This is a genomic window from Pseudophaeobacter sp. EL27 (assembly GCF_900313025.1).
In the GTDB taxonomy this organism is placed as follows: domain Bacteria; phylum Pseudomonadota; class Alphaproteobacteria; order Rhodobacterales; family Rhodobacteraceae; genus Pseudophaeobacter.
In genome coordinates this window covers 584,712-609,653 of record NZ_OMPQ01000009.1, presented here as the reverse complement: position 1 = coordinate 609,653, position 24,942 = coordinate 584,712, and the positions used below count along the sequence as shown (strand labels likewise).

Here is a 24,942-nt window from a genome sequence, read left to right as displayed (position 1 = left end):
CCGGGCTGAAGGCGATCTTTTGGGCTACGGCTTACCACGTGGACGCGCTGACGAAGAACGCTTGGTTGAGGATATGATCGAGCTGACGCGCCAGTTTGGTCGATATGGCTACCGTCGAGTCGCTGCCCTGTTGAGAGACGCAGGCTGGCAAGTGAACGACAAACGCGTCGAACGGCTTTGGCGACGTGAGGGGCTTAAAGTGCCCATGAAACAACCTAAGAAAGGACGGCTCTGGCTCAATGATGGATCGTGTGTCCGTTTACGTCCTGAGTATCGCAATCACGTCTGGTCGTATGACTTCGTACACCACAGAACAGACGACGGCAGAGCCTTTAGGACGCTCAACATCTTGGATGAACACAGCCGGGAATGCCTGGCTATCCGGGGGAAGCGGAAGTTGAATTCGGCTGAAGTAATCGACGCTCTGACGGATCTATTCATCCTGCGAGGCGTGCCTGCCTACATCAGGTCGGACAATGGCCCTGAGTTCATTGCTGAGGCCGTCAGAGACTGGATCAAGGCGGTTGGGGCAAGGACTGCCTACATCGAACCCGGGTCACCCTGGGAGAACGGATATTGTGAGAGCTTCAACGGGCGGGTGCGCGACGAGTTGCTGAACGGCGAAATCTTCTACTCGCTACGTGAAGCCCAAATCATCATTGAAAGATGGAGGAACCATTACAACACCAAACGACCAAATAGTGCTCTGGGCTACCGCCCACCTGCGCCAGAGGTCATCGTTCCGATGGACCAAAGGCCAATCATGCACTAACTTTCAATGTGGACCACTCAAGTGGGGCGGCTCACTGCGGTTGTACCAATGTCCGTTGCTGGAAGAGCCTTTAACCCTCCGCAACTCGCACCGGCAGCTTGCTCGATGCCTTCATCTCTTTGAGAGAGAGATTTGAGCGAATACTGGTCACACCGGGCAAGCGTCGCAATGTGCTGTCGACAAAAGTGCTGTAGTCGTCCAAGTCACGAGCGACCACGATAAGTAAGAAATCATCCTCGCCCGTTGTGTTGTGGCAGGCGAGTATGTTGGGTGTGACCTCGATAATACGCTGAAACTCGGCCGTGGCTGCCTGATCATGTTCGGAACAGCTCAACTGCACAAAGGCCATCACCCCCAGGCCCAGTTTGCGGCGACTGAGGTTGGCCTGGTAGCCCTCGATGATCCCAGCCTCTTCCATTTTCTTCAAACGGCGCCAGCAGGGTGTTTCGCTCATGTTCAAGTGCTCGGCCAGCTTGGCATTTGTCATGCGCCCGTCGCGCTGCAGATGGTCGAGAATCTGGGCGTTGACCGTGTCGATGGCTGCCATTAGTGGAATCCCCTAGACGAACTGCAAAATATTCGATTTCCTGCCCCAATATGCCCGGAATAGAGGCAGATTAGCAAATCTATTTCCAGATTTGATGTTAGATTAACCTCCATCCAAAACCAAAATCGAAAGATCCCGCCATGAAAGCTGTCCTGTTCGAGAAATTTCAAGAAGCCCCAAAAGTTGCAACCGTGGCGGACCCGACCCCCGAAGCGCATGGCGTTGTTTTGAAGGTTGAGGCCACCGGCGTATGTCGCAGCGACTGGCACGGTTGGATGGGCCATGACAGCGATATCGATCTGCCACATATCCCGGGCCATGAATTGGCCGGTGTGGTTGAGGCTGTCGGAAAGGATGTGAAGAACTGGACTGTGGGCGACCGCGTCACCGTGCCGTTCATCTGCGGATGCGGATCCTGTGGCGAGTGCCACACCGGCAACCAGCAGACCTGTCTGCATCAGGAGCAGCCGGGCTTTACCCATTGGGGCAGCTTTGCGGAATATGTACCGATCCATCAGGCCGATTTGAACGTGGTCGCCTTGCCCGAGGCGATGGATTTCGCCACAGCGGCCAGTCTGGGTTGTCGCTTTGCCACCTCGTTCCGGGCGGTGATTGACCAGGGCAAAGTCAGCGCGGGCCAGTGGGTCGCGATCCATGGCTGTGGTGGTGTCGGCCTGTCGGCGGTGATGATCGCCAGCGCTGCCGGGGCCAATGTGATTGGCGTCGACCTTGACCCGGCCAAACTGGCCCTGGCCAAAGAGCTTGGCGCGGTTGCGGCCATCGATGGCAAAGGCGACGTGGTTGAGGCCATCCAAGAGATCACCAAGGGCGGCGCGCATGTCTCGCTTGACGCGCTTGGCCATCCGGCGACGATGACCAACTCGATCCTCTGTCTGCGCCCACGGGGCAAACATATTCAGGTCGGTCTGATGCTGGGCGATCACGCGGCCCCCGCCGTGCCAATGCCCAAGATTGTGGGCCAAGAGATCGAATTGCTCGGCTCTCACGGGATGCAGGCCCATCGGTACGGCGCGATGCTCGACATGGTCGAAAGCGGTAAGTTGGACCCGGCCCGGTTGGTGGGTGACAAGATCAGCATCGACGCAGCCCCCGAGGCCCTGATGAACATGGACAAGTTCCAGTCCATCGGTGCAACCGTCATCACGAGCTTCTAAATCATGGAAAAGATTGCATTCATCGGCGGCGGCAATATGGCGGTTGCGATCATTGGCGGCTTGATTGCCAGCGGTTGGGAACCCTCGCGGATCACGGTTGTCGACCCGAACGCCGACCAGCGGGACCGTCTTGCGGCTGAGCATGGCGTGCACATCACAGATGATGTGGCCACGGCCGCCATTGCAGATACCATCGTGCTGGCGGTCAAACCGCAGGTTATCAACGCCCTTGCGGGCCAGATGAACACAGACCTGTCGGGAAAGCTGCTCCTCAGCATCGCTGCAGGGGTGACGATTGCGACTTTGGAACAACTCTTTGGACCAGTTGCGCTTGCCCGCACCATGCCCAACACGCCTGCCTTGCTGGGCCTCGGGGCGACGGGGCTTTATGTCAATGACCACACATCAGAGGTGCAGCGCCTGGAGGCCCAAAAGATCATTGAATCCTTCGGCATCTGTGTTGCCGTGGAACAAGAAGAACTTTTGGATGCTGTCACAGCGGTGTCGGGCAGCGGGCCGGCCTATTATTTCCTGATGATCGAGGAGATGATCAAAGCCGGCACGGCTCTGGGGCTTTCGCGCGAAGACGCCGCTGCCTTGACCGTGCAAACGGCTCTGGGCGCGGCAACCATGGCTGCGCAGGGCGATGTGCCCCCCGAAGAGCTGCGCGCCCGCGTTACCTCGCCAAACGGGACCACCCAAGCGGCGATTGTCTCGATGCAAAACAACGCTTTTGGCCAGATCATTTCCAACGCCATGACGGCGTGCCAAACGCGTGCTAAAGAACTTGGAAAAGGGCAGTAAATGATCATTCGATGGTGGCGTGCTGTGGCTGGTTCTGATGCGGTATTGCAGCAATATGCTGAGCATTTGGAACGCAACACCTTTGCGGAAATGGCAGAGCTTCCGGGGCATCTTGGGGCGACGATCGCGGTCAAGGTCGGCGGCACAGACAATGAGCTGGTTGTCACCAGCCTGTGGTCTGATCTGGACGCTGCAGGGCATTTCGAAAAAGGGGCGTTTGACGACGCTGTGGTTAAGCCAAGCACCCAGAAACTGTTGCAGTCTTTTGACCTGAAGGTCGAATATTTCGAAACCGTCGTGACCACCGGCGTTTTTGCCAAGAAGTGACCTGACGCTATGTTCGAAAAGGTTGAGACCTATCCGATAGATCCCATCATGATTGGGGCGGAATATTTCGCTGCCGATCCCCGCCGAGAGAAACTCAACCTTACGGTGGGGATCTATCAGGATGAACACGGCCAAACACCCGTTCTGAAAGCGGTCAAACTGGCCGAACAAAGGTTGGTCGAGACCCAGACCAGCAAATCCTACCTCGCCTTAACAGGCGATGCTGACTATTGCCGGGTGCTGGGTCATGAGGTTTTGGGCAAGGCTTATGATGACGGATGGGTGTCTGCCCAAACTTCTGGCGGGGCTGTCGCGTTGCGGGTGGTGGCGGATCTACTGGCGCAAATACCCACGCCGCCCACCGTCTGGCTGCAAACACCGACCTATGGCAATTACGTCCCGATCCTCACCGCCGCCCGCGCCCGTTTCGCGCATCTGCCCTATTACGACCCGATCAAAGCCGAGATCACCTTTGATCGCATGCTGGAGGGGCTCTCCGCCGCCAAACCCGGCGATGTCTTTTTGATGCAGGGCCTGTGTCACAATCCGACTGGCGCAGATATGAGCCGCGTGCAATTCGACGCGCTGCTGGATGTGCTGGAAGCGCGCGGCATCATTCCTTGGATCGACCTTGCCTATCTGGGTTTTGCCCAAAGCTGGGACGCCGATTGCGCTATGGCGCGTCAGATCGCAGCGCGTTTCCCGGAATGTATTGTCTGTATCACCCTGTCCAAGACCTTTGGCATCTACCGTGACCGGGCCGGGGCGCTGTTTGTGAAAACGCAGAGGCCTGACCGCGACCGCATACACCGGGCCGTCTCCGCGATTGTCCGCTCCGGCGCGTCGCATGCGCCGGATCATGGACCATCGGTTGTGCGCACGATCCTGCAAGACCCAGCGCTGAAAACGCATTGGCGCAATGAGCTCGACCAGATGCGCGCCCGCGTTGCCCAAGTGCGCCAACAGATAGCGGATGTCGAACGCGCCGAGTTTGACACCGACCGGCTTGCTTACATTGCGAAGCAATCCGGCATGTTTTCGCTCCTGCCACTGACCGAAGCCCAAGAAACGGCCCTGACACGCGATCATGGAATCCACGTCGTAAAAGGCGGCCGCGTGAACGTCGCACGGTTGGGGGAGAGTGACATCACAAAGTTGATCGGGGCGATCATTGAAGTAACGTCTGCGAAATAACCTTTGGCGTGCCGCAAAACGGATCAGCCAACCAACAATGCTCTTTTAATATTTACGAAGCAGCCGTTAGTTGAAACCGCAGCATTAGTCACTCTGGGCTCGAAGCGGACATGCGGCGGTGCGGCAGCAGGGCCGCAGCGTTTCCGCACCAGTTCCCAGCCGCTAGATGACGGCAGCCAGCCCGAAGCGGTCTTCGATAGAGTGTGCCACGACATCAATGCGGCCGTTGCGAGGTCTGTGGCCAGTTTCCCGAAAGCGGAAATTGAACCACCGTAGCGTTGGATCGTCAATTCTGCAGTCAACGCAGAGAGCGGGCTTTGCAAACTTCAGCCAATTTCGCTGAAGCGGACATTTTCAGACGGGATTGGCCACATGAAGCGAATTGCTCAACTTGACCCATATGTTGCCTCGGTTGGCGCTGAAATCACCTCCTCTTTGGCTTGGCGGCTGACCCAATCAGCAAATAGGTCAGCCATCGGTCGTTCGCTTGTGTTGACAACCATTCGGTAGCCTCGGCTAGAAACGACGGTTTTCGATCCCAAGGGAACAAGTCGGCCTTGTTCAAAAAACTTTCCGATGAAGGGCAGGAAGCCAATTGCAATGCCCCGACCATAAGCAGCGGCCTCCAGAACAATATGAGGTTCTTCCAGAATCTCGCCTCGATCTGCAAAGTTTGTTGGTGCTCCGATCGCCGAAAGCCAATGACGCCAGGTGCTGCGGTCCCGGTAATGGATCGGAGTAAAGTTCCCATCCCAAAAGGCATCATCAACTTGCAATCCGGGCGCTGCCACCGGAATGGCTTTTGTGTCGAACAACTGTGAAGTTTTTGATTTAGGATCTTCCTGCTCGGACCAGATAATCGAAATGTCTGCCAAACGGGAGTCCGGTTGTCCGATCGTGTGGATCAAATCAATACGCAAGCTAGGATGTTGCGCCTCAAACTTCCCGAGGCGCGGAAGCAACCATTGCGACGACAAATATGGACCAACAGATACCCGCAGCACCTCCTGAGCGATCAATCGTTCGGTAACACCCTGAAGTTCCTTCCAGACCCTTGCCGTTGCCTTTGCCAGTTCGTTGCCGTCCTGCGTCAGGTGAACTTCTCTCACGCGCCTCTCAAATAGGCGTTTTCCCAATGCCATTTCCAATGCGGTAATACGGTGGCTAACTGCTGAAGGCGTCACGTTAAGAGCACGCGCAGCACGCGAAAAACTCAATGCTTCGGCGGCATGATGAAAATAGATCAATGCGCCAAGATAAGATGGATCTCTGGGGTCGGGCAGCATAGGGCTTCCATAGTTGAGGGCAGCTCAACCATCTTGTGATAAATTGGAATTTGTCAAATCAATTCCGTCGCTGCCTTATGGCCGACAGGAAACTCACAGGAACAAAATCATGCGAACTGAACGCCACAGCATCCGATCAGTCACCTCTCAAAACGGTCTTTTGGCTGTCCAATGGGGGGACGGCCATGAAAGCCGCTTTCACGCTATCTGGCTACGGCACCAATGCTGGTGCCCGGAATGCGGAACACCGGAGACAGGGGTGCGCGGCATCCGTTTGCAGCACTTTGACGAGACGATCACACTATCAGGTGTCGATTTTGCAGATACCGCAGTGCGGGTGGTTTGGCCGGATGGGCACCGGTCGGAATATCCAGCCCGGTGGCTGCGCAATCATTGCTATTCGGACACCGAGCGCGCCAGCAGGCGCCTGGCTCCAGTCCTATGGGATGCGACCATTGCCGCACATCCGCCCAGCGGTTCACTGGCTGAAGCAGAAGCTGATCCTGCGGCCAGGCTGCGTATTCTGGAAGCCGTAAGGGACTATGGGTTTTGCAAGATCACCGATGCCCCCAAAGACAGTGCAGAGCGCTCGCGGATGATCGACCTGGTTGGCGCGCAAAGGCAGACGCATTTTGGAACTTACACACTTAAAACAAAGAAAACCGTTACCAATGTGGGGGATACCACAGGCCCACTTGATCCGCATATGGACGAGCCCTACCGCTATGCTGCAATAGGGGTTACTGTTTTTCAAGTTCTGCATCCCAGCTCGAACGGAGGTGCCTCCACACTGGTAGACGGGTTTGAGGCGGTGCGGCGGCTGAAGGAAAGCTGGCCCGAAGATTTTGACATGCTGTGCAGTATGCAGATTACCTGTCAGCGCTTTGACCCCGGCGACAATAGCCATGGCAACGAACGCTGGTACAAATCCCGCTTGCCGGTCATTCAGCTGGACGAACAGGGAGAAGTTTGCGGTGTGCGGATGAACGAACGGCAAATCTCACCCCTGGATGTGCCCGCTGATCAGGTTGTTCCTGCATATCGTGCTCTGAAACGGCTTTTTACGATACTCTACGATGAGGACCTCTGCCTGACCCTGGACTTGAAAGCGGGAGAAGGGTTGCTGTTCGACAACCAGCGGCTGCTGCATGGCCGGACAGGGTTTACCCCAGAAACGCCGCCACGGGCGGTTCTGACATCCTCGGTGGATCTGGACGACTTTCATTCCAGCCTGCGCTTGCTGCAGAGGGATCTTGACCCGGATGCTATGCATATGGTTCTGCGCCAGGGTATGGCAGGATGAGCGGCCCGTTCAAAATTCTGGCTCTCGGAGGAGATCACATCGGGCCGGAAGTTGTCACCAGCGGGCTGGAAGTACTGCGCCACACAGCGGCTCAATTCGATGTGCCCATTGAAATCGAAGAAGATCTTCTTGGTGGGGTTTCTTGGGATGCACACGGCACTTTTTGCACCGACGGTGTTGCGGCCAAGGCGCGTGCTGCGGACGCCGTGCTGGTGGGTGCCGTTGGCGGGCCAAAGTGGGACAGCATCCGAGTAGATGGCCCCATCACCGAGACAGATGGTCTGACGCGTCTGCGGATTGAGCTGGATGTGTTCAATGCCCTGCGACCGGCAAGGTCATGGAAGCCCCTGCTGTCCCGGACCCCCTACCGAAAGGATGTTGTGGATGGGGCTGATCTTCTGGTGGTGCGGGAAAACGCGGGCGGGATTTATTATGGCGAGCCACGGGGCCGTGAGGTCCTTCCCGATGGTCAAACCCGCGCCTTTGAGATCAGCGAATACCGAACACACGAGGTTGAGCGTATTGCCCGCTGTGCCTTCGAGGCCGCACGCGGGCGGCGGAATCATGTCACATCCCTGGACAAGTCGAATGTCATGGAGAGCGGCAGGCTTTGGCGTGAAACTGTCGACCGGATTGGGCGCGAGGAGTTCCCTGATGTCAAACTTGACCACCTTTTGATGGACTACGCGCTCTATGCCGTAGCCCGCGCCCCACGGAACTTTGACGTGCTCTTGGCCGACAATCTATTTGGCGACCTCATGTCGGATCTGGTTGCCGTGGTGTCTGGGTCTTTGGGTATGCTTCCCTCGGCGACCTTGCCAGCGGTAGCCCAAGCTGATCGTCCCGTAAAGGGCGGGATTTATGAGCCAACCCATGGCAGTGCTCCGGATATTTCCGGACAAGGCATCGCCAACCCCATCGGGGCCATCCTCTCGGTTGGCATGATGTTCGAGTATGGCTTTGGAGTTGCTCCAGCTGCGCGTTCCATAGAACAAGCCGTGGAACGTGTTCTTCTTGCCGGACTATTACCGCTGGATTTAGGTGGAAATGCAAGTACAGCGCAGATCACGCACGCTGTTCTCCTCAACTTGCAGCCAAACTCCTCGTTGTAGATGGATCAGACACGTCTTTTTTTTCTGGACTTGGAAATGGACACTATCCCAACCGGGAGCAAGGCTAGCTTTCTCGAGAGCATGTATACTGAATAATGACCGCTTCGAGCCCAAAGTTCCTCCTGTTGGCTGTGTAGCGAAAGTCCACAGTCAAAAGATTTTGTGGCCGGCTTGAGGGCGGCTTCGCCCTCCACCGACCATCTCAATGACTGGTTAGGTCGCGTAATCCGCATCTCGTTTGTCAAGCATTCGGATTAGCCCCGGCCATTCAGTTTTGCCATTGTAGTTGTAGTGTTCCGATGCCGCCATTTGATCTTGGTATCGCGCTACTTTCTGGGGGTCGATCAGATGCAATTCTCGCCCCATGGAAAGTGTCTTGATCTGCGTGGAGCAGGTTTGGCGAAGGAAGTAGGCTCGGAAGAACGCAGCCGCCGCGGTTTCACCCAATGCGTAGTATCCGTGGTTGCGACTTATCAGGATCTGGTTATTGCTAAATTGGCCAACAAAATGATCTCCAAAGGCGTCGTCCTCTTCGAATTCGTATTCGATGTAGCCCGTAATATTGCCCAGATAGACTGCCGGTTGGTTGAGCGGCAAAATTCCGTCCTCGATGGAGCCAACCGCCATCACCTCTTCTTCATGCCCATGAACAAAGAAGTTCGCGTCGTTGCGTGAGCCCAATATCCACTGACATAGGTTCTGCACCCCATCATTAAGCCAGGGCGCATCCGGATCGACGGGCTGACCATCTGCATTGATCTTGACCATGTCCGAGGCGCGTGCCTCTTCCCAGAACATCCCGTAAGGGTGGACAAGATAGTGATCTGGCTGATCCGGAACGCGCGCGCAAATTGCACCGTTGGCGAGATCAGACATTCCGTAATGGGCGACAATTCGGAACAGCGCGGCAAGGTCGACGCGCGCTTGCCATTCGGCGTCCGAGCAAGTACGCGATGATGTGGCTAGAGTGGCGGTCATAAAGGATTCCTTTCTCAAGTGGTGCTTTTGGTACGAAGTTGGCGTTTGGTGGTACGGATGCGGGAATGAAGATCATCGCGATCCGCATAGATGCCTTCGATAAAGCGTGATCCGCCTTTGGCGTCGTATCCGGCGCGGCCATGCAGCGCGCGCCGATTGTCGAAGGCCAAAAAATCGCCAGCTTCATAGCGAATTTTCATTTGATATGACGGATCTTGCGCGCGTGCGCAGAATGCACGATAGGCTTTGTATGCGCGCGCCTGTATGTCCAACGGAGCCTTCATCGGGGCGCGTAGGAAGGTATTGTATCGCACTCCGGTTAGCGCGCCATTGGCATCGGTTTCTACAACCGGGCCTTTGCCGCGATAGTCTGATGTCCTGGCGCGATTGTTGTATTCCCAGACATCGGTGATCAGCGATTGAAAGTGCTCGGGTTCGGCGTGTCGCATATCTTCCGCGATCCGGTAGGCATCTACGTAGATGCCTTCGCCGCCTGTTGTGGTGTTGTCCCGCGTGTAGAGGAACTGAAGGCCAAACGGCAATTCACGTGTTGGCAGATCAATGTGCTGAAGCAGGCTGCCCGAGGTATAGGCTTGGCTGTCTGGATCATCCTTTATTTCAAGAACATATTGACGTCCGAAATTGCTTTCTCGGATCGGGCCAATCATCGTCACGATCTGTTCCAGCAACCCGTCTTGCTGTGGCAGATTGCGCAACCGCGCCACGCCATAGTCGCGCAGGGCCTCCAGCCATTGCAGGAAGACCTCGGGGGTTTTCAGGGCTACAGGGCCATCAAAAGTTGGGGGCTCGGGTTGCTCGGTGGCGTTCCACGTAACGACTGGTTTCGTGGGTTCCGGTCCAAACCACGCCGCCCCAAACAACCACCCCGGATGATAGGCCGTTTCTATTCCGTCCGAGAAAGTCACCCGGATTGCGCCAGACGTCAGGATTTCCGCCTTTGTGATGCTCACATCGTCGGCGATATCTGTCGGGGCGATTGCCATCTCTCGGGCCTTGGGGTGCGTTGTGACTGGGTCGGGACTGTTTTCACGCAACAGCAAAACATGGTGGTCACTGCTGCGCCCATCAGACCAAGTAATGCGCAAACCATGCTCTGTGAGTGTCGCCGTCTGCACGGTTTCCGTCACAGGCCAACTATCGAAATCCGGGGTCGTGGGCAAATCTGACATCAAAGGTCCTCCTGACGTGAGATTAGCCCTAGGGACTGCAATCTTCTTGACAGTAAAAGGCAATTGCTTGATCAAAATCCACAGATGAGCGGGGCGGATTATGATCCAAGTTGATATTGTTCTAACCCAAAATTTTCCCATTCTGTCCCTCACCCTGATCACCGAGCCGTTGCGTGTGGCCAATCGGGAGCTTGGCACGCGGGTTTGGAACTGGCGTGTTTTGACGGCGAATGGCGGCCTGGTTAGCAGCTCGAGTGGGTTTGAATTGCAATCCATCCAGCTGGACGATCAACGCGCTGATATCGTCCTCATGGTGTCGTCCTACGCGCCTGAACAGGCACTGGCAAAACCGCTTTTGGCGTGGCTGCGCACCAAGGCAAGATCCGGATCGATGATGGGATGCGTTGACACTGGCGCGATGATTTTTGCCGAAGCGGGCTTGCTTCCCAATGCGCCCGCCGCCGTGCATTTTGAAGCATTGCGCGGCTACCGCGAGGCCTATGCCGATCAGATGTTTGCAGACAGGTTGTTCGATTTATCCGAAAACCGCTGCTCTAGCGCAGGTGGGGTGGCGACATTTGACATGACGCTTGCACTGATTGCGCGGTTCAACAGCCGCGATCTTTCTCGCCGTGTTGCTGAAATTCTGACGTATCGCCCAACGGAACATGTTGGACCTCAACAAAGGATGCTGACTGAGACATCGCTCATGCGCCTGGACCGCAACCTTGGCCGCGCAGTCGGCTTAATGCTTGCCCATATTTCCGATCCGCTCAGTATCGCGGAGGTTGGCAACCAACTCGACTTACCTGAATGGACACTGGCGCGATTGTTTCAACGGCATCTCGGGCAGACTCCGTCAGCATATTACCGCTATCTCCGCTTGTCGCAGGCCAAGAATCTTTTGCAGAATTCGAGCTATCGGATCAGCGAGGTCAGTAGACTTTGCGGATATGATAACCCTGAAACTTTTGCTCGTGGTTATCGGAAACAATTTGACGAGTCGGCCACCCGAACCCGGAAAAAACAACATGCGCACGACCCAAAGCGGACATACACTTCGAATTTGTGAAAGGTCGCTTTGTCCGCATCAGGACTACTGCGGCTATGCACTGCAAATGTCTGCTTTCAGAAAGTGTGGTGCTGGAGCAAAGGCTGCTTAGGGCTGACTGCAGTCATCCGCATACTGGACGGTTGTCGCTTTGACCGACAAGTTATGGAAAGGTATCCGCAGGCAGTGACATTTGCAGAAAGCACCTTCATGCATTCAATGTCGCAAATAGAGCCGACGCCGAGCTTCCTGACTGCAAAGAGTATAAATGCGCTGCAGGAGGATTCGAAGTGTCTGAGCGATTTGCCTATGTAAACGGGCGGTATGTGCCCGAAAGAGACGCTGCCGTTTCCATAAGGGATCTCGGTTTGGTGTACGGAGACAGCGTTTTCGATACTTGGCGAACTTTCAACGGCAAGATCTTCAAGCTTGAAGAACACATGGATCGGCTGATTGAAAGCCTTGCCTACGCCAGGATCGACGCAGGCATGTCGCGCAAAGAGATGCTTGAGGCGACCCTAAACCTCGTTGAGCACAATTCGCCGATGCTGCGCCCGGGAGAAGATTATTGGGTCACACTCCGGGTGACCGGCGGGTTGCAGAATTTCGATGGGGAGCCTGCTCGGAATTCCGGGGCGACGGTTGTTATTGACTGTATTCCTATACCGTTGCGGGCAAGAGCCCCGTTTTTCAGACATGGCATCGATGCGCGATTAACTGAACGGTGCAGGATTGCGCCGGGCGCGATCAACCCCAATGCGAAAACCAATAACTATCTCAACATGATACTGGCGCAGAAAGAAATCTCTGCCTACCATCCTGGCGCTTGGGCACTGATGCCGGATTTTAAAGGGAATATCGCCGAAGGCGCGGGCTGTAATTTCTTCGTGGTCCAGGACGGTGTTGTACTGACCCCGACAACAGACTGCGTTCTGGCGGGTGTCAGCCGACAAGTGGCGATTGATGTTTGCATTGATTTGGGCATCCCTGTCCGGGAACAGGATTTGCCATATGACATGGCTGTGAGCGCACAAGAAGCGTTCTTCACTTCAACCAGCCTCTGCGTATGCCCGGTCGCGTCGCTGAACGGTGCCCCCTATAGCGGCGGTGTTCCGGGGGCGGTCACTGGTCGCATAATGGAGGGTTTCGCCAAAGTGGTGGGAATGGACTACGTTGGCCAATACCTGAATTTCCTTTCGGATGGACCAGCGAGCACAGGGCTGTGATGTTAAGTACGAACCGCCTCAGTCAAAATCCGAATTTTGTCTCCCGAGGGGACACAGCCGTACCTGTACAATTGCGTCAGTGGTATGAAACGCCACGCGGTGACCAGGTGCCTGAGGCTTGGTGTTATACCGACCGTCTTTCGTGTGGGGCCGGTGATAGCATTGGCGTTCACGCGATCAGCACCGCAAGCACCATCCGGCTTGATCTTTGGAGCGACGGTTTGACACCCCGGCTGTTATGGTCCGGCTCCGCTGCTGCGGGCTGGATAGAAACCCCGGAGAACGCATCTGTCCTTGGGTGCGGCTGGCCTGAGGTTGCGCATATTCCAGTGAACCCGGACTGGCCCTCTTGTATTTGCCGCTTGGTTCTGACCGCAGGCGACGGTGCATCGGCAGAGCATTTGGTCCTGATCCGCGCCGATCACAATCAGACCCGACGCGCGGTATTGCTGGTCGCTGATGGAACGTGGAATGCATATAATGATTGGGGCGGGTCGAACCATTACGAGGGAATTATTGATGGCGTCAGTAATAGGTTCTCGCCAGAGCTGAGCGTTCAGCGGCCCTTCGCGCGCGGCATGGTCTCGCTTCCAGCTGGTGCGCCCAGAACATTGCCGACGCAACCGCCTGGCGAGGGTGTCCCGCTATATCCGCATATGGAATGGGCCTGGGAACAGGGATATTCAAAAAAATACGCCTCGGCAGGTTGGGCCATGTATGAACGCCCCTTTGTGCATTGGGCGGAGGAACAGGGGTATGCGCTGGAGTTTCTCAGTCAGCGCGATCTGCACCGGGATCCCTCTGTGCTGAAGGACGTGCCTTGCGTCATTTGCGTAGGTCACGACGAGTATTGGAGCAGGCCCATGCGGCAGGCCATCGACGCTTATGTCGATCAAGGCGGAAATGTCGCGCGCTTCGCTGGTAACTTCATGTGGCAGATCAGGATCAGTGACACCGGTGACCGCCAGATATGCCACAAATATCGTGCGCGCGCCGAAGATCCTTTGTTTGGGTCCGATCATTCGCATCTGACGACCAGCTCCTGGGAAGCGCCCGAGATCGGCTATCCGGGGCGGGCAACCTTTGGTCTTGATGCAACATCAGGGCTGTACGCTGGTTTTGGCGGCCTGGCCCCTCGGGGGGCCGGTGGCTTTACAATCTATCGTGAAGATCATTGGGCCTTTGCGGATGCCAATCTTGGCTATGGGGACATTCTGGGCGCACAGTCAAAGATCTTCGGCTACGAAGTTGACGGGCTGCAATACCGGATAGAGGACGGTTTACCGCATCCCGTACCGGCAGAGTTTTTGCCGGAGAGCTTGGAAATCCTCGGCCTCGGTCTTGCCCGGCTGCGTGAAGATGCTGCTGGCGATGGTGAAACGCTGTTCGTCGGAGATGAAGACGCAAAATTTGTCGCCGAACTGCGGCACGGCAACACGAATGAGGTCACATTGGCCCGGGTAAACCGCGGATCGGGTATGATTGTGTGTTTTTCGCGCGGCAAGGGCGCAGTTTTTCATGCGGGCACAACAGAGTGGATCGCTGGTCTCCTTCGCGGGGACAAAGCGGTCGCGCAGGTTACCAGAAATGTGCTGAATCGTTTTAACGTCTGCTGAAAACCTTCGCTCCAACAGAATCCTTGGCGCGGAGCTCCATGTCCATGACCGCTTCGGGTTGAGAGCAGTCACTGAGCCGACAGTAACAAAGGGCAGTTCTGCGCCATATCTCAGGTATCCCGGTTTGGATCAGCCACGCGCGCACGCTGATGGGCAACGCGTCGGGGCAATGCGGCGATGATTTTGTCCCGCAGGCACGCCGCAACGAGATCACCAAGGAATCCCGCATTTACCTGTTTCTCTATGCTTCACTGCTGGTTTTATGCCTTTGGGCGGAAGAACCCGTTTTGCTATTTGTGTGGCTTTTGCCTATGGTGATTGGCCAACCTTTCCTGCGCCTCTATCTGTTAGCCGAGCACGGTCGCTGCGCCTTCGTTGCTAACATTTTCGAAAACACTCGGACGACGTTCACAAATAGGCTTGTGCGAGCAATTGCGTGGAATATGCCCTTCCACACCGAGCACCACAGCTACCCATCTGTCCCGTTCCATAATCTACCCGAGCTGCACAAGCTTATGAAACCGCACTTGTCAAACACGGCAGATGGCTACACATCGTTCACCGAAGCCTACGCTCGTCACCTCTCCGGATGAATTGGCATGAGTAATGTGGGCTTCTGTGAAGCGGCTCTTTCGCATCTGTTTGCTCCTTTGAAAGATTGAGCAAACTCTACATTAAGGTGCGGGAGATTTCGGGGAGCAGGTCAGAAAAACTGCAGAACCATTTGAAACCGCTCGAACTTATGCGCTAACCTCCTCATCCTCTTTGTAGAAGCCGATTATGTCGTTTTCTGTGGTCGCTCCCAAACCGTTCAAAAGTCTGTTGGAGTAATTGAAATAGGCGCAGACCTGATTGACCTCCAGGATCTCACCGTCGTTGCAATCGGCAATTTTGAGAGCCTCGAAATCAGATTTCACCAATTTTCCGACATCCGTGGTTAGCTTGTGAGCATAGCGGAGCAAGGCCAGCTCTTTCCCGCTAAATTCATCCTCGGGTCGATGGGCCTTGAGCGCCAAGAAAATCCGATCGCTGCGGGGCTGGTCCTTAATCAGGTTGCGTACATTCATGAAGTGATGCGTCAACGAGTAGGTGCAATCGTTTAGAATAGACGTGTAGCTGGCTACCACTTCTAGAAACCAGAACGGTAATACGTTGTCTTTGGAATGCAGAACAGAACGATACAATGTCACGTGACCATCCATCGTTTCAGGGCGCAGTGAGTGTACTCGCATCACAGTATCTATAGTTCCATGCGGTGTCCGGGCCCTGTCCAAAAGCTCTTTCAGGCGGCCCGAAGCCTGATCATCGGCAACCATTTCAATCCACGCGCTCATCGTTGTCTCCTGTTTTGTTGCCAACACTAAATCCCAAGTGAGGACTACTGTCAGTATAATTTTTATCCACGGTGAAAATTTTGTAGATTGCTAGAGGGGTTCGGCAGTAAAGTTCCTTTTGACACATACAGTGATAGGGATGAGATCTGTGCAGCAATCCGACTTACGTCTTGGCGCCGAAAATCTCTTGGTGAACTGCGGAGGACTTTCTGCAGGGGATCGACTGCTTGTTTTGCAAGAAGACCCAGGCAACAGCTATTATGATAAAGCCATTGTAGAGGCTGTCGTCACCTGTGCGCGTGACATGGAAATCCGAACGGAACTAAGGACTATTCCTTTTGAGCCAACTGGGGGACCAATTCCTCAATCTATCATCAATGCTATGCGACAGGCTGATCGAACGTTATTCTTGTCTCGCACGGGCGACCAGATCCGCTTTGATGCGACGATGGCGGACACTCGTCCAATCATGTCATATGCGTTGGACGCAGAGATGCTAGCCTCGGGCTTTGGTCGCGCCCATTACGCCGGATTTGTAGCTCTGAAGGATGCAGTCAATGCGATGTTTGCTGGGGCAAGCTCTATCCGGGTGACCTGTCCGCTTGGAACTGATTTCTCTGGTCCCGGCGCGAACTACGCCCCATCAGGTGCCGCAGATGTCAGCGTCACCCGATTTCCGATGTCGGTCTTTGCTCCTGTGCCCGCGCAAGGGTTTTCCGGGGTGTTGATGCAAGAAGGGTTTCTGGTTGGGACTGGTTCCAAGTTTTACGAGCCCTATGGCTGTGACCTGAAAGAGCCGCTGGCCGTGCATTTCACGGATAACCACCTGACGCACTTCAAGGGGCATGAGATGGATGTGCATTGCGCTCAGATGCACTACGCCGAGGTCGGACAGAAGTTTAACATTGACCCCATGAGCATGCATTCTTGGCACGCAGGTATCCATCCGGGCTGCGCCTACACTCTACCTGCCGCTGACAACTATCAACGCTGGAGTGGCGGTGCCTTTGGCAATCCGCGTCTGCTGCATTTTCATACTTGTGGTGATTACGCGCCCGGTGAAATATCGTTAAATGTGCTTGATCCTACGATCCTCATCGATGGTATTGCCGTCTGGAAAGATGGGGTGCTGGACCCGAATCTTGTCCCTGGTGGCTCCGATCTGATTGCACAGTATTCTAGTATTAAAACGGTATTCGACTCCCCGGCGCAAGAGGTTGGCCAAGGTCACACTGGACGTCTTGTGGGGGTTCAATAAGCTGCGTGGCAGGCCGTCTCCCGGCCTGCCACGGGCTTTACGGTTGTTCCGCAGCAATGGCCTTGGCAATGCGCGAACGGAACCGCATGGCCCCTGCGTCAAGCCCAAGATTGATGTATCCTGTCTTACGCCGCGCCATACCAGTCTGAACATATTCCAGCACGTCTTTGTCCTCCGTGAAGGCCATGATAGCACCGTCGAACATCCGCTCTGACAGGGCAGTGTCCTCTGCGTGCATGTTACGGTGCTGGAACCAAAAATAGCGCGAGTTGTCCCCATCCACCGGTGTGATGAAATTATAGGAAATATTGACCAATGCATTGGGTGACAAAGGCTTATCCGCTCCTCCTTCGCTCACCGGCGCGTATATCGACATGTTGATCGCGGTGGAGGGGAGCCGACACTCATAGTGCTGTTTGCGATCACAATTGGGTCCAAAGGGCAGCATCGGCTTGTAATAAGGAGCTGGCGGTTCGTCAAAGATCCAACGTGACACAATCACCCCTTCGTCGAACTCTTCCAGATCGAGTGGGCTATTGTCGGTTCCGGCGCCAGCAAAAGACGTTAGATGCACCCAGGCCACATGGCTTGGGTCCAGCAGATTGTCGGTGATATAGAGATAGTGACAGGCCATCTCCATCGCGCCTCTGGCAGTTTTACCCCATGTGGGGTCGTTGAAGTTCGGGATGTCGATGATCTTGGAACGGTCAGCCTGTGACGGGTCTCCCATCCAAAGCCATAAAAAGCCCCAGCGATCTTCTGCCGCGTAAGAGTGGACGGCTGCGCGGCGCGGAGGGTTGTCCAACTGCGTCGGCGCGATCACGCATTCCCCGGCGCAGTCAAAGGTCAACCCGTGGTAGCCGCAGACCACATTGTCTCCCTCGATTGTGCCGCGCGACAAGGGCAGTTTACGATGCGGACAAGCATCTTCAAGCGCGATCGCCATACCTTTGGTGTCGCGGTAGATCACGATCTCCTCGTCCAGCATCCGCAGCGCAGTCAATGCACGGCTAAAATCCTCGCTGCGCCCTGCTACATACCAGCAGTCGCGCACGAAACCGCTGGCTCCGGTTAAATCCGGTCGCATCGCTCACTCCTATTCCGAAAACACATCAAAGGCCTTTAGCGCCTTGGCGCTATAGGCATAGGACGGGCCACCGCCCATGTATGTCGCCATTGCCAACGCTTCGCAGAGCTCTTCACGGCTGGCGTCTAGTCGCACCAATGCCCGGACGTGAAAGCCGATGCAGCTGTCACAGCGGGTGGCAATGGCAATGCCCAGCGCCATAAACTCTTTGGTTTTTTCGCTAAGTGCGCCGTTGGTCTTGGCGGCTTTGCCCATGATGCCAAAACCTTTGACCGTCTCGGGCACCTCTTTCGAATAGGTCCCAATGTCGGCCTCGATTTCGGCCATGAAGTTTTTCCAATCCATGTTCTTCTCCTTTAGCCACGCTCATCCGATCCCATTCGCCGTTCAAGCCAGCGTACGCCAGCGCTAATAAACAGCACGAGAATCAAGTATTCGAGGATCAGCAATGAATAGATTTCCAGAGGGCGGTACTCCGTCACCACCAGCTCATTGGCGCGTCGTGTCAGTTCCTGCATTCCGATGACAGAAGCAAAGGCACTCATCTTGACGATATAGATAAACTGGTTTGCCAGTGGCGGCAGAATGCGTCGGATCGCTTGTGGCAGGATCACATAGCGCATGGTTTGCAGATAATTCAGTCCAATTGTCTGCGCAGCTTCGGTCTGTCCCTTGGCAATCGACTGGATGCCGGCCCGGTAGATTTCAGCGGTGAATGCACTGTCTGACAGAGCGAGCGTGATGACCGCTCCCCAGAATGGATCAATCGGAACATTCATCCCCATTTCACGGAAAATGATGGGCAGTCCGTAAAAGACCCAGAATAACATCGGCAGCAAGGGGATGGAGCGTACCAGCTCAACGTATACCCGATTAGCCATCCGCCAGCCTCGGCTTTTTGCCAGTCCAGGCAGAGCGACGATCAATCCCAACACAATTGAAATCACGGCGGCGATCACCGAAATCAAGATGGTGTCGCCCATGCCTGAAATCAGGAATTTTACGTTGACCCAACCCGAGGCCGTCATCGGGTTAATCACATACCATCCCCAGGTGGACGAACTGGAACATCCTGCCAGCGCCAGCAAGGGCAACAATAGAATGAGATTTCTTTTCATTACTGTACCCTTACTCAATGCTGTAGAATCTGGCTGAGAAACTGCTGACACCGTGGAGACCGTGGGGCGCCAAAAAAATCATCTGGGGTGCCCTGTTCAACAATCTGACCAGCATCCATAAAAATCATGTTGTCTGCGACCTTGCGGGCAAAGCCCATTTCATGTGTCACAACCACCATGGTCATCCCTTCTTGCGCCAATTCCACCATCACATCGAGAACCTCGGAGATCATTTCCGGGTCCAGCGCTGAGGTCGGCTCATCGAACAACAAAACCTTGGGTTCCATGCACAGCGATCGAGCAATTGCGACGCGCTGCTGTTGCCCGCCGGACAACTGGCCAGGACGTTTCTTTGCCTGATCAGGAATGTGCACGCGTTCAAGATAATGCATCGCCTTGGCCTCGGCCTCGGACTTAGTGAGTCCGCGCGCCTTGATCGGACCCAACGTAAGGTTCTCAAGCACTGTCAGATGCGGAAACAGGTTAAAACTCTGAAACACCATCCCAACATCTGAGCGGATTGCGGTCACAGATTTCGGGTCATTGGTCAGTTCGACCCCATCCACGTTAATGGTACCCTTTTGGTGTTCTTCCAACCGGTTGATGCAGCGCACCACTGTTGACTTACCGGATCCAGACGGGCCACAGATCACCACTTTTTCACCGGTCTTGATGGATAGGTTTATATCTTTCAGGACATGGAACGTGCCATACCACTTGTTGACATTGACCAACTCGATTGCTGTTTCGCTCACTGGCTGGGTTCCTCTGGTGTGTGAATTTTCTTGTGATGAAAATTTTTTCTTGAGGTTAACGTCGATCTCGGCGTTAAATCAAGTATCAAAAATGCTTCAATTCATAGGCAGTCCAAGAACAACCAAAGGGAGAGAGTATATGAAACGTGCATTCAAAGTCGCCGCAGCGGCGGCCATCAGCCTTGCGCTTGCCGGGGCAGCTCAGGCCCAATCCGCCTTAAATGAGATCCTCGATACTGGCGTTCTTAAAGTTGGCACCACCGGGGACTGGAACCCAATGACTTTACGAGACCCAGCCACAAATTCCTACAAAGGCTTTGATATCGACATCATGACCGAACTGGCCCAAGACCTCGGCGTTGAGGTCGAGTTCGTGCCTACCGATTGGAAAACGCTTGTTAACGGTGTCGTTGCCGGAAAATACCACATGACGGGTTCTGCCTCGATCTCGCCGCCACGCATGAAGGTGGCTGGGTTTTCGGAAAGCTACATTTCTGTAGATTTGTACCCCTTCACACTAGAGGCAAACGCTGACCGTTTTGATGGGTATGAATCGATCAACCAACCTGATGTCAGAGTCGCAACCACTCTTGGTACTACTTTTGAAAAACGCGTACGTGAGTGGTTCCCTAACGCTGATATCAAAGTTGTCGAAGCTCCGGCTCGCGGGTTCCAAGAGGTCCTTGCTGGTCGAGCGGATGTCTTCATCACCTCCAATATCGAGGGCTCGACCCTTGAGGCGAAATTTCCCATCATGCGCGTTAATGGCACCGGCCCACGCTCTCCTTCTCCTATCGCAGTGTTGTTGCCACAGGATGATCAAGTGTGGATCAACTACGTTAACAACTGGATCAAAGTTAAAAAAGCCCAAGGATTCTTTGAAGCAAATCAAGCAAAATGGGGTCTTTGACCTAGCCAACGCCCGCCAAACGAACGGCGGGCGTTTTCATTGAGAAACGGCCTTCGCCACTAGCGTAATAAAGCTCACGGTGCCGGTCTTCAACTCAACCGCGCCATGGGCAGAACTGGCATCATAGCTCAGACTATCACCGGGACACATGTTATAGAGCCCCTCGCCACAGCGATAGATCATCTCACCGTCGGTCACATGGATAAATTCAATTCCCTCATGTTGATACAAAGGACGTGGTGGCAGCGGGCCCTCGAGGGTCACATTATAGCTTTCAAAATTCACGTGGCTCGCTTCTGCCCTGCCTATCAGCTTGTAGACATGACCAAACCCACTGCCCAGACGTTGAACCGTCATGCCCTCGCCAGCAGCGACAAACGAAACATCCGTGGTATCGACTGTGCCTGCGAAGAAATTGATCAGCGGCACCCCGGTCGCTTGCGCCAGCGCTTCCAGCGAGCTCAGCGATGCAGAAACCTGACCCCGTTCGATCTTGGAAATCATCGCAGGCGAGACTTTGGCCTTGGCGGACAATTCGGCCAAGGTAAGCCCTGCAAGAACTCTATGCGCCTTGACCGCAACACCGATCAGATGATCAAGCGGCGGTTTTTCAATTTCGATTGGTACTGAATCTTCCATGGCATTAGCGTAGCTGCCCGAAACCAAAAGGGAAAGCGATGCTCATGTCATTGGCTCCCAAAATCGTAAGGAACGCAATGAAACTTGAACAAATGACATGGCATGACGTAGATCGCCGTATTCAAAAGGGGGCCGCGATAATGTTGCCAGTTGGCTCTACTGAACAACATGGTCCGATAGGGCGTATTGGTACTGACACGATATGTGCCGATGCAGTGGCGCAGCGGGCTGCCGAGGAATGTGATGCGATTGTTGCGCCTGCCTTGGCATATACTCCGGCGCCTTTTAACACCTCCTTTGCAGGCACGGTTTCCGTGTCTCCTGAAGTATTCATCGCCTATGCTCGCGAGATCATCAGGGGGCTGTTGGATCAGGGGTTTCTCGGTGTCTATGTCGTCAACGGACATGGCGCAAACCTTGCGCCTCTTAGTTCCATCGGAGCTGAGCTCGAGACGGCAGTCTTGAAAGTCCGTAGCTGGTGGGAGCCAGATGAGATCAACAACTTGCGCAAGGAGCTATACGGCCATTGGGAAGGCATGCATGCCACCCCGTCGGAAATCGCAATTACGCAAACACTATTGGGGACTTTGTCGGCTGAGGGAGCAATTGCCCCGCCAAGGCGGTTGTCCGCAAAATATGTGCGCGAACATAGCGGAGACCGTCATGGCCCCCCAGATGAACACCGTGCAATGTTTCCTGATGGTAGAGTTGGTTCGCACTCGGCGTTGGCAACACCAGAAGATGGCGCCCGGATCTTGCAACTATCCGCACAAGCCATCGCGAAAGATTTTATTGAATTCGAGCAAATAGCTGGCGAATAACATCTTCCCAAAAAGTGATTAACTGACGTTCGCTGCTCTTTCCGCTCAGTGTCTGAAAAGTGATCCCGAAAATGAGCATATACCGCAGCGCCAAAGTTGAGGTTCGCCCTGTGGATCAAATTGAGCTTGGAACCGCCATGCGGCGGTTTGGAAAGACGAGCGATGATGACTGGCTGAATGTTGGGTTTTTCTGATCGCTCTGAGCCGTAGGCACTTGCGGAGAACGTCGGGAAACCGTCCGACCTACATGCCGGACCCGCTGATGTCTACTTCGGGCGTGACAAAACCATTCTAAAGCAACGCAAAAGGATCAAACGAAAGACACTCGAAGCGCAACGTTTGCATTACTGACAGCACGCCGCATAATCTACTCCAATACTACCACTGTCGTTTCTCAAGACCTGTCAACGACACGAGTTTCTGTAGATTGGAAGATGAACTACGCCCACGGCATTATCACCAACCAGCTTTGGGCCTTGCAACCTGATGGCTCAGCGCTGCTTCGTGAAGACCACTTCGAAGTCGCTCAATAAGCAATAACCTGAACGCCACTCACTGAAGAGAACACCCCATGCCTAAGATCGAGACCATAATCTTTCGCTGCCTGGCGCCCGATGCTCAGAAAAGGTTCTACATTGACATTTTGGGCATGGGCCTGCGAGAGGACGGGGCCGTTTCCTACGATCCCGCCCAGGCTGGTTTGCTCTTTGTCAAGGCAGAGCGCCCCTATCAGCCTTCTGCTGGAGACGTATATTGGAAGATTGCCCTTGCTGTTCAGAACATCGAATTGGCTTACAAGCAACTTACTGCCCAAGGGATTGAAGTGAGTACTCCGCATCAGTTTCGGGACATTGGCTATCTGGCGCATTTTCATGACCCTGAAGGGTTCACCATTGAGCTGATCGAGCATTGGTTTGAGGGAAATCGGCCATCTGGGAAACCTGATCCGTCACGCCTCGGGGGGGGTGCAAGCCTGAACTTGCTAACATTGCGGACACATGACATTGCTCCACTGAGAGAGGCGTGCCTGGCATGGGGCATGACCTGCCTATCCGTCCAATCGGTGGAAACACATGGCTTTACGCTGCACTTCTTTGCCTTCACTGACGATACACCACCAAGCGCAGATCTAACGGCTATTGAAAACCGGGAATGGCTCTATCAGCGCCCGTATTCTGTTTTGGAAATTCAAGAAGTTCATGGCTCAGGACCAATGACAATTACTACGACCAATACCGCTGGGTACTCTTACACGCACTTCTCTGGGGCGAATGTGCTGAAGATTGATTGCGAAGAGTTGCGGATAACCAGCTTTCCTGAACATCGCGCCTAGCAGACCATGAAGGTTTGGCAGTGTGGCGCTCAGGAGGGGCTACGAAGGAGGCATTTGCGGGAACCTATTATAGGCTAACCTCGTCTCGCAATGCATGAATTCACACGGCTTGTACCCTTGCTGCTGCAACGAACGAGGGTTTGGCGTATTGCACCTCAGTGGCTCTGATTTGATTTTGCCACAGAACGGGCAGCATTCGTAAACTTACTGAACTACCGTTCCATTTGGTGCCGAAGGGTAGGGGAGGGAATACCCCATTCACACCGTTAAAAATCTGTTCCTAGTTCGCTGCGCGGTTCAGCCTTGCTAAAAAACATCAAGAGATTGCAATCAATGGAAAAATCTCTTTCTAGGAACCGGAACACCTCAGCCCGACCTAATTCTTAGTCCGGAAGTCGAGAAATTGAACTTTGCCGGGCGCGTTGGCGCCGATAGGCGCTATTTTTATAGGCTGTAGGAGAGTTGGGGAGTTTGAAAGGGGAAGTGTCTCAAAATCGTCTGTCGTTTCAGTTTAAGCGATTTTGACCATCTTTGAAAGACAACGTTCTCCAAGCTTTCAAACCCCATAAACACCTCTTAAAGCCTGTTTTAAATGGCTCTATCCGGTATCTTCCGGCTTCATCCAGGGTCTTCCGGTTACTGCAATATCAAGTGTCTCCTAACAGGGACACTTCGTTTTGCAGTGCGGGATACTTCACATTGCAGCAAATTTTTCTAGACGAGCGCCCTGTTTTATATTCCAGAACCGGACCCGAGGCCACCCATCTTTGGTGCCAATTTCGGAGTGAGTTTGGGACACTTCGCATTGCAGCACGGTACACTTCCCATTTCAAAATCCGTTATAACGCATCCCGAACCGTTTAAAATTTCCGGCTGCGGCTGTACCCTCTGTCTGACCAAGAGGGGAAGCGCGAAGCTTTGGCGCCCCAGTCTGTAGAGATGAAGCGATAGCCTAAGTTCAGCGTCAAGTCCCTATTCAACGAACCATGCTCAAGATATTCTGGAGCGCAAACTGCGATGACGCAATCCCGCTGCTGGGATAGAAGCTCGGCCGAAGGGGGCGAAAGCGGACCATAGGACAGTCGCAGATCAACTCGCTCTGCCTC

Annotated in this window: 24 protein-coding genes and 1 pseudogene; 15 read left to right on the top strand and 10 right to left on the bottom strand. The window is 54.5% G+C overall.

Features of this window, described 5'->3' with window-relative positions:
- Positions 1-31: 31 nt before the first annotated feature.
- Positions 32-772, top strand: a pseudogene (locus tag ED661_RS10605) (IS3 family transposase); the annotation flags it as partial.
- Positions 773-842: 70 nt separating this feature from the next.
- On the opposite strand, the gene ED661_RS10600 reads toward ED661_RS10605, so the two are convergent.
- Positions 843-1,319 (bottom strand): Lrp/AsnC family transcriptional regulator, encoded by a 477-nt coding sequence (locus tag ED661_RS10600; protein ID WP_122073858.1) that lies wholly within the window; start codon positions 1,317-1,319, stop codon positions 843-845.
- Between the two features lie 140 nt (positions 1,320-1,459).
- On the opposite strand from ED661_RS10600, the gene ED661_RS10595 reads away from it, so the two are divergent.
- From ED661_RS10595 to ED661_RS10580, 4 genes are read left to right on the top strand one after another with little or no spacing between them, the layout of a single operon-like run.
- Positions 1,460-2,494 carry a zinc-dependent alcohol dehydrogenase family protein gene (locus ED661_RS10595; RefSeq protein WP_122073857.1) on the top strand — a complete coding sequence of 345 codons (1,035 nt, stop codon included), beginning with the start codon at positions 1,460-1,462 and terminating at the stop codon, positions 2,492-2,494.
- A 3-nt stretch (positions 2,495-2,497) separates the two neighbouring features.
- Positions 2,498-3,298, top strand: a complete 801-nt coding sequence (proC, locus tag ED661_RS10590) for a pyrroline-5-carboxylate reductase (protein ID WP_122073856.1) — start codon at positions 2,498-2,500, stop codon at positions 3,296-3,298.
- Positions 3,299-3,625 carry a hypothetical protein gene (locus tag ED661_RS10585; RefSeq protein ID WP_122073855.1) on the top strand — a complete coding sequence of 109 codons (327 nt, stop codon included), beginning with the start codon at positions 3,299-3,301 and terminating at the stop codon, positions 3,623-3,625.
- Between the two features lie 9 nt (positions 3,626-3,634).
- Positions 3,635-4,819 (top strand): aromatic amino acid transaminase, encoded by a 1,185-nt coding sequence (locus ED661_RS10580; protein WP_122073854.1) that lies wholly within the window; start codon positions 3,635-3,637, stop codon positions 4,817-4,819.
- Between the two features lie 386 nt (positions 4,820-5,205).
- Here the strand turns inward: ED661_RS10580 and ED661_RS10575 are convergent, their stop codons facing one another.
- The gene (locus ED661_RS10575; protein ID WP_122073853.1) at positions 5,206-6,105 is read right to left on the bottom strand and encodes a LysR family transcriptional regulator; all 900 of its coding nucleotides are present in this window, start codon (positions 6,103-6,105) and stop codon (positions 5,206-5,208) included.
- Positions 6,106-6,214: 109 nt separating this feature from the next.
- On the opposite strand from ED661_RS10575, the gene ED661_RS10570 reads away from it, so the two are divergent.
- Together ED661_RS10570 and leuB are read left to right on the top strand one after the other, a co-directional pair.
- Positions 6,215-7,408: a TauD/TfdA family dioxygenase gene (locus ED661_RS10570; RefSeq protein WP_122073852.1), complete on the top strand. Its 1,194-nt coding sequence runs from the start codon at positions 6,215-6,217 to the stop codon at positions 7,406-7,408.
- The gene (gene leuB, locus ED661_RS10565) at positions 7,405-8,520 is read left to right on the top strand and encodes a 3-isopropylmalate dehydrogenase (protein ID WP_122073851.1); all 1,116 of its coding nucleotides are present in this window, start codon (positions 7,405-7,407) and stop codon (positions 8,518-8,520) included. Before ED661_RS10570 ends, leuB begins: the two co-directional genes overlap by 4 nt.
- Positions 8,521-8,733: 213 nt before the next feature.
- On the opposite strand, the gene ED661_RS10560 is transcribed toward leuB, so the two are convergent.
- Together ED661_RS10560 and ED661_RS10555 are read right to left on the bottom strand one after the other, a co-directional pair.
- Positions 8,734-9,498: a class II aldolase/adducin family protein gene (locus tag ED661_RS10560; protein WP_122073850.1), complete on the bottom strand. Its 765-nt coding sequence runs from the start codon at positions 9,496-9,498 to the stop codon at positions 8,734-8,736.
- A gap of 14 nt (positions 9,499-9,512) precedes the next feature.
- Positions 9,513-10,688: a TauD/TfdA family dioxygenase gene (locus ED661_RS10555; protein WP_162930104.1), complete on the bottom strand. Its 1,176-nt coding sequence runs from the start codon at positions 10,686-10,688 to the stop codon at positions 9,513-9,515.
- Positions 10,689-10,788: 100 nt separating this feature from the next.
- Between ED661_RS10555 and ED661_RS10550 the strand changes: the two genes are divergently transcribed.
- The 4 genes from ED661_RS10550 to ED661_RS10535 all read left to right on the top strand — a co-directional run bounded on the left by ED661_RS10550 (position 10,789) and on the right by ED661_RS10535 (position 15,174).
- On the top strand, positions 10,789-11,760 hold the full coding sequence (locus tag ED661_RS10550; protein WP_122074108.1) for a GlxA family transcriptional regulator: 972 nt from the start codon (positions 10,789-10,791) through the stop codon (positions 11,758-11,760).
- A gap of 269 nt (positions 11,761-12,029) precedes the next feature.
- On the top strand, positions 12,030-12,965 hold the full coding sequence (locus ED661_RS10545; protein ID WP_162930103.1) for an aminotransferase class IV: 936 nt from the start codon (positions 12,030-12,032) through the stop codon (positions 12,963-12,965).
- Positions 12,965-14,581, top strand: coding sequence for a N,N-dimethylformamidase beta subunit family domain-containing protein (locus ED661_RS10540; RefSeq protein WP_371412429.1), 1,617 nt, complete (start codon positions 12,965-12,967; stop codon positions 14,579-14,581). Before ED661_RS10545 ends, ED661_RS10540 begins: the two co-directional genes overlap by 1 nt.
- Positions 14,582-14,730: 149 nt before the next feature.
- Positions 14,731-15,174: a fatty acid desaturase gene (locus tag ED661_RS10535; protein ID WP_122073846.1), complete on the top strand. Its 444-nt coding sequence runs from the start codon at positions 14,731-14,733 to the stop codon at positions 15,172-15,174.
- A gap of 147 nt (positions 15,175-15,321) precedes the next feature.
- Here the strand turns inward: ED661_RS10535 and ED661_RS10530 are convergent, their stop codons facing one another.
- Positions 15,322-15,915, bottom strand: coding sequence for a carboxymuconolactone decarboxylase family protein (locus ED661_RS10530; RefSeq protein ID WP_122073845.1), 594 nt, complete (start codon positions 15,913-15,915; stop codon positions 15,322-15,324).
- Positions 15,916-16,063: 148 nt separating this feature from the next.
- Here ED661_RS10530 and ED661_RS10525 point away from each other — a divergent pair, with 148 nt between their 5' ends.
- A complete protein-coding gene (locus ED661_RS10525; RefSeq protein ID WP_162930102.1) occupies positions 16,064-17,173 on the top strand; it encodes a hypothetical protein in 1,110 nt (369 codons plus the stop codon).
- A 37-nt stretch (positions 17,174-17,210) separates the two neighbouring features.
- Here the strand turns inward: ED661_RS10525 and ED661_RS10520 are convergent, their stop codons facing one another.
- From ED661_RS10520 to ED661_RS10505, 4 genes are read right to left on the bottom strand one after another with little or no spacing between them, the layout of a single operon-like run.
- Positions 17,211-18,260, bottom strand: coding sequence for an aromatic ring-hydroxylating dioxygenase subunit alpha (locus tag ED661_RS10520; protein WP_122073843.1), 1,050 nt, complete (start codon positions 18,258-18,260; stop codon positions 17,211-17,213).
- Positions 18,261-18,269: 9 nt separating this feature from the next.
- Positions 18,270-18,605 carry a carboxymuconolactone decarboxylase family protein gene (locus ED661_RS10515; protein ID WP_122073842.1) on the bottom strand — a complete coding sequence of 112 codons (336 nt, stop codon included), beginning with the start codon at positions 18,603-18,605 and terminating at the stop codon, positions 18,270-18,272.
- Between the two features lie 11 nt (positions 18,606-18,616).
- Positions 18,617-19,378, bottom strand: coding sequence for an amino acid ABC transporter permease (locus ED661_RS10510; RefSeq protein ID WP_122073841.1), 762 nt, complete (start codon positions 19,376-19,378; stop codon positions 18,617-18,619).
- Between the two features lie 14 nt (positions 19,379-19,392).
- Entirely contained in the window at positions 19,393-20,133 is a 741-nt protein-coding gene (locus ED661_RS10505) for an amino acid ABC transporter ATP-binding protein (protein ID WP_122073840.1), read from the bottom strand.
- Positions 20,134-20,272: 139 nt separating this feature from the next.
- On the opposite strand from ED661_RS10505, the gene ED661_RS10500 reads away from it, so the two are divergent.
- On the top strand, positions 20,273-21,043 hold the full coding sequence (locus ED661_RS10500; RefSeq protein WP_122073839.1) for a transporter substrate-binding domain-containing protein: 771 nt from the start codon (positions 20,273-20,275) through the stop codon (positions 21,041-21,043).
- A 36-nt stretch (positions 21,044-21,079) separates the two neighbouring features.
- Here ED661_RS10500 and ED661_RS10495 read toward each other — a convergent pair whose 3' ends face one another.
- On the bottom strand, positions 21,080-21,682 hold the full coding sequence (locus ED661_RS10495; protein WP_122073838.1) for an XRE family transcriptional regulator: 603 nt from the start codon (positions 21,680-21,682) through the stop codon (positions 21,080-21,082).
- A 77-nt stretch (positions 21,683-21,759) separates the two neighbouring features.
- On the opposite strand from ED661_RS10495, the gene ED661_RS10490 reads away from it, so the two are divergent.
- Positions 21,760-22,503: a creatininase family protein gene (locus ED661_RS10490; RefSeq protein WP_122074107.1), complete on the top strand. Its 744-nt coding sequence runs from the start codon at positions 21,760-21,762 to the stop codon at positions 22,501-22,503.
- Between the two features lie 571 nt (positions 22,504-23,074).
- Entirely contained in the window at positions 23,075-23,836 is a 762-nt protein-coding gene (locus tag ED661_RS10485; RefSeq protein ID WP_122073837.1) for a VOC family protein, read from the top strand.
- Positions 23,837-24,942: the final 1,106 nt, after the last annotated feature.

What these genes read in the sequence shown, in the direction of transcription:
- ED661_RS10600 (WP_122073858.1), bottom strand. Translation starts at nt 1,319, where the DNA reads ATGGCAGCCATCGACACGGTCAACGCCCAGATTCTCGACCATCTGCAG.
- ED661_RS10595 (WP_122073857.1), top strand. Translation starts at nt 1,460, where the DNA reads ATGAAAGCTGTCCTGTTCGAGAAATTTCAAGAAGCCCCAAAAGTTGCA.
- proC (WP_122073856.1), top strand. Translation starts at nt 2,498, where the DNA reads ATGGAAAAGATTGCATTCATCGGCGGCGGCAATATGGCGGTTGCGATC.
- ED661_RS10585 (WP_122073855.1), top strand. Translation starts at nt 3,299, where the DNA reads ATGATCATTCGATGGTGGCGTGCTGTGGCTGGTTCTGATGCGGTATTG.
- ED661_RS10580 (WP_122073854.1), top strand. Translation starts at nt 3,635, where the DNA reads ATGTTCGAAAAGGTTGAGACCTATCCGATAGATCCCATCATGATTGGG.
- ED661_RS10575 (WP_122073853.1), bottom strand. Translation starts at nt 6,105, where the DNA reads ATGCTGCCCGACCCCAGAGATCCATCTTATCTTGGCGCATTGATCTAT.
- ED661_RS10570 (WP_122073852.1), top strand. Translation starts at nt 6,215, where the DNA reads ATGCGAACTGAACGCCACAGCATCCGATCAGTCACCTCTCAAAACGGT.
- leuB (WP_122073851.1), top strand. Translation starts at nt 7,405, where the DNA reads ATGAGCGGCCCGTTCAAAATTCTGGCTCTCGGAGGAGATCACATCGGG.
- ED661_RS10560 (WP_122073850.1), bottom strand. Translation starts at nt 9,498, where the DNA reads ATGACCGCCACTCTAGCCACATCATCGCGTACTTGCTCGGACGCCGAA.
- ED661_RS10555 (WP_162930104.1), bottom strand. Translation starts at nt 10,688, where the DNA reads ATGTCAGATTTGCCCACGACCCCGGATTTCGATAGTTGGCCTGTGACG.
- ED661_RS10550 (WP_122074108.1), top strand. Translation starts at nt 10,789, where the DNA reads ATGATCCAAGTTGATATTGTTCTAACCCAAAATTTTCCCATTCTGTCC.
- ED661_RS10540 (WP_371412429.1), top strand. Translation starts at nt 12,965, where the DNA reads ATGTTAAGTACGAACCGCCTCAGTCAAAATCCGAATTTTGTCTCCCGA.
- ED661_RS10535 (WP_122073846.1), top strand. Translation starts at nt 14,731, where the DNA reads ATGGGCAACGCGTCGGGGCAATGCGGCGATGATTTTGTCCCGCAGGCA.
- ED661_RS10530 (WP_122073845.1), bottom strand. Translation starts at nt 15,915, where the DNA reads ATGAGCGCGTGGATTGAAATGGTTGCCGATGATCAGGCTTCGGGCCGC.
- ED661_RS10520 (WP_122073843.1), bottom strand. Translation starts at nt 18,260, where the DNA reads ATGCGACCGGATTTAACCGGAGCCAGCGGTTTCGTGCGCGACTGCTGG.
- ED661_RS10515 (WP_122073842.1), bottom strand. Translation starts at nt 18,605, where the DNA reads ATGGATTGGAAAAACTTCATGGCCGAAATCGAGGCCGACATTGGGACC.
- ED661_RS10510 (WP_122073841.1), bottom strand. Translation starts at nt 19,378, where the DNA reads ATGAAAAGAAATCTCATTCTATTGTTGCCCTTGCTGGCGCTGGCAGGA.
- ED661_RS10500 (WP_122073839.1), top strand. Translation starts at nt 20,273, where the DNA reads ATGAAACGTGCATTCAAAGTCGCCGCAGCGGCGGCCATCAGCCTTGCG.
- ED661_RS10495 (WP_122073838.1), bottom strand. Translation starts at nt 21,682, where the DNA reads ATGGAAGATTCAGTACCAATCGAAATTGAAAAACCGCCGCTTGATCAT.
- ED661_RS10490 (WP_122074107.1), top strand. Translation starts at nt 21,760, where the DNA reads ATGAAACTTGAACAAATGACATGGCATGACGTAGATCGCCGTATTCAA.
- ED661_RS10485 (WP_122073837.1), top strand. Translation starts at nt 23,075, where the DNA reads ATGCCTAAGATCGAGACCATAATCTTTCGCTGCCTGGCGCCCGATGCT.